General features: G+C 61.8%; 2 protein-coding genes and 1 pseudogene. All 3 read left to right on the forward strand.

Annotated features, from left to right (window positions below):
* Positions 1-605 (forward strand): 50S ribosomal protein L25/general stress protein Ctc (locus AC5DC2_RS21495; protein ID WP_491699956.1); only part of this gene is annotated, 605 nt, incomplete at its 5' end.
* A 265-nt stretch (positions 606-870) separates the two neighbouring features.
* The gene (locus AC5DC2_RS21500; RefSeq protein WP_491699957.1) at positions 871-3,141 is read left to right on the forward strand and encodes a putative bifunctional diguanylate cyclase/phosphodiesterase; all 2,271 of its coding nucleotides are present in this window, start codon (positions 871-873) and stop codon (positions 3,139-3,141) included.
* A 75-nt stretch (positions 3,142-3,216) separates the two neighbouring features.
* A pseudogene (locus AC5DC2_RS21505) lies at positions 3,217-3,412 on the forward strand (aminoacyl-tRNA hydrolase); the annotation flags it as partial.

Here is a 3,412-nt window from a genome sequence, read left to right on the forward strand (position 1 = left end):
GCGAACGGGTCGGTAAGGGGTCCTCCCACGAACTGCGCCGCAACGGCCTGGTGCCCGCCGTCATCTACGGCGACAAGAAAGCCCCCGTCTCGATCGCGGTCTCCCGCAAGGAAGTGACCAAGCGCATCTTCGACGGTGGCTTCATGACCACGACCTTCACGATCGAAGTCGGCAAGGACAAGTACATGGTCCTGCCGAAGGATTACCAGCTCGATCCGGTCCGCGACTTCGTCATGCATGTCGACTTCCTGCGGATCTCCGAAAAGAGCACCGTTACGGTTGCCGTCCCGGTTCACTTCATCAATGAAGACACCTGCCCTGGCATCAAGAAGGGCGGCGTTCTGAACATCGTCCGTCACGAGGTCGAGTTTCACTGCCCGGCAAACGCCATTCCCGACAGCATCACTGTTGACCTTGCGACGGTCAATGTCGGCGAGTCGATCCATATCTCCGCCGTCGACCTGCCTGCAAAGGTGACCCCGGTCATCACCGACCGCGATTTCACCATCGCAACGATCGCCGCTCCGGCCGGTCTGAAGTCCGAGCAGGACGGCGCCGAGGCGGACGAGGCAGCCGAAAACGAGGGCGATGCCTCGGAAGAATAAACCTCCGGGACCCATGTCTGCAGATGCTGAAGCCGCGGGCGTGCCCGCGGCTTCTTCTGTTTTCGAAAGCAGGCAGAATGGCGGCGCGAGATACTCTGTGCCGATCGTCCGTTGGCCGGTTCCGGGTCGTTAGGTGTTTCTTATTGCGAGCCCGCTAAAAAGAAGGCATGTTTTATGGAAGTCAATGCTTACATTCTTTTGCGGCCCGGGCAGGCTCGTCCGCATTATCGAGACTGACCGTGGAAAAGGGACCACGTATACGCACATGATCAGACTGCGCTTCCAGAAAGACCTTCTGATCGCCCTCTCAGGAGCCTGCCTCGCCAGCCTGGCCCTGCTGACGGTCTCGCTCTATTCGCTCTGGACTATTCAAACGGATCACGTGCGGGTCTCGCGCCATGTTGCCCAGCTTGCAGAGATCAGCGCGCCGGGGCTCGCCGCGTCTTTGGCCGCGGCAGACTACGCGACAATCGAGAAAATTGCGGCTGCGATCAAGAACGCGCCCGAAATCGAAAAACTGGAGATCCGCAACGAGACCGGGACGCTCGACCTGATGCTTCAGGACGGGAGCAATGACGCCGGCCTTGCCTCGCTTACCCGTCCGCTGGTCGCCGGTCCGGACGGTGACGCCGGGCAGATCGGCCGCATCCGGATCTATTTCCCCGACCGGACGGCAAGTCATGCCGGGTTCTGGTGGATATCGCTCGCGGCAGCGATGGCCGCCGGAACCCTGCTGTGGGGCATCTGGCGTCTGCGGCGCGCGCTCGAACGGGACATCGCGCACGGCAATCACCTGCGGGACGCAAAAGGGCCTGGCCGGGGACGCGGCGACAACCGCTCGCCCCAGCGACGTGACGGCGCCGGACAAGACGACATCCCGGCTCCTTTCGGCCATCTTTTCGACAGCGAGACCCACATGGCCAGCCTGGTCTCCGAAGAGGGGCATCTCGTAGACGTCAGCAAGGGGTGGCTCACGCAGAGCGGTTATCGCCGCGAGGCGGTCGTCGGCGTCAAGATCACCGAATTTCTCGCCGATCCTGACCGGGAAATGATCAGAAAACGCCTTTCGGACATGCGCACGGAGCAGAGACCGCAAAAGGGGACGCTTCGGTTCCGGCGGGCGGATGGTTCCGTTTCAGACGTCTGGTTCTCGGCAACCGCCGTTTTCATGCCCGATGGAAAGGCCTACACGCTTTCGGTAATCCAGGACATCTCGGAGCTGACGGGCAAGAGCGGCAAGCCGATCACGGCGGAGTTCTCAGACTATCTGACCGGCCTCGTGAACCGGGTCGGCTTCGAGAAAATGCTAGCAGACCTTGTGGCCAGTGCCGCGCCGGAAAACCGGATCGCCTGCCTGATCGTCGACCTCGATCGGTTCAAGGCGGTCAATGATCACCATGGCTACGCCGCCGGCGAGGAGATTCTGCGCGCATTCGTCAAGCGCGCCGCGCGCGCGTTGCAAACGGCATCCCTCTCGGCCAGGCTGGGCGGCGACGAGTTCGCGGTCGCCGTGGCCGGCGCGGACGCGCCATCAACGGCAGAGTCGATCGCCCGGGCGCTTCATGCAGCCACCGCCGAGCCATTCCAGATAGGAGCGGCGGCCATTTCCGTTACCGTCAGCATCGGTATCGCCTTTAGTCCGGACGATGCGGCCGACAGCGAAGATCTCATCCGTTTTGCGGCCATCGCGGCAACCTCGCGCAAGGCGGAAGGCGGCAACGGCATTCGTAATTTCGAGCCGCAGATGCTTGCGAGCAGGAAGAGGCGAAGGGAGACGGAAGCCGACATTCTGCGCGGTATCGAGGAAAACCTGTTTGAACCGAACTTTCAGCCAATCACCTGCCTGAAAAGCGGCCAGATCATCGGCTTCGAGGCCCTGATGCGACTCAACCACCCCGAGAAGGGCCTGATCCCGCCGGCCGAATTCATCGCCATCGCCGAAGAGACGAAGTGGATCGATCGCGCAGGCCGGCAATTGTTCACCAAGTCCCTTTCGGGTCTTGGCGCGCTCAGCCGCGCGCGCGGCGACGACCGGCTGCATATCGCCGTCAACCTGTCGCCGGTGCAGTTGACGCCTCAGAAAGTCGCCTTCATGGCCGATGAGCTCGAAGCCCACGGCATTGACGCCGGCCGTCTTACCGTCGAAATCACCGAAGCTGTTTTCATGGAAGACAACCGGCGGGTTTCCGACAGCCTGCGCATGCTGAAGGAGATGGGCTGCAGGATCGCGCTCGATGACTTCGGAACCGGCTATTCCTCGCTCTCCTATCTCACGCGCTTCCACGTCGATACGATCAAGATCGACCAGACCTTCACCAAGGGTTTGACCCACAGCGACGCCGTCCTCGCCGCCCGCAGCCGCAGGCTGATTGAAGGCATTGTTGCGATCGCCCGCAAAATGGACTGCACCATGGTCGCCGAAGGGGTGGAGGACGCGCTGCAGGCCGAGCAGGTGCGCGCCATCGGCGTGGCCTATGGCCAGGGCTACCTGTTCGCACCGCCGCTTCCGCTCGAAGAGGCGCTGAAGCACGTCTGAGCTTTCCGGGCGCATATTGACATCGGCCCGCAAACACTGTGGAACAAGGCCGATTTTCGAAAAGGACGGCGCATCATGTTCATCATCGCGGGTCTCGGCAATCCGGGCGGGCAATATGCCGGCAACCGCCATAATATCGGCTTCATGGCCGTCGATGCGATTGCCGACAAGAACGGCTTTTCGCCCTGGTCCGCGAAGTTCAAGGGGTTGATTTCCGAAGGAAGCCTTGCCGGCGAGAAGGGGCTGCTGATCAAGCCACAAACCTTCATGA

The sequence above is a fragment of the Martelella sp. genome (genome assembly GCF_984369615.1).

Bases quoted from the DNA above. Each gene is read 5' to 3' on its own strand.
- AC5DC2_RS21500 (WP_491699957.1), top strand. From the start codon at position 871: ATGATCAGACTGCGCTTCCAGAAAGACCTTCTGATCGCCCTCTCAGGA.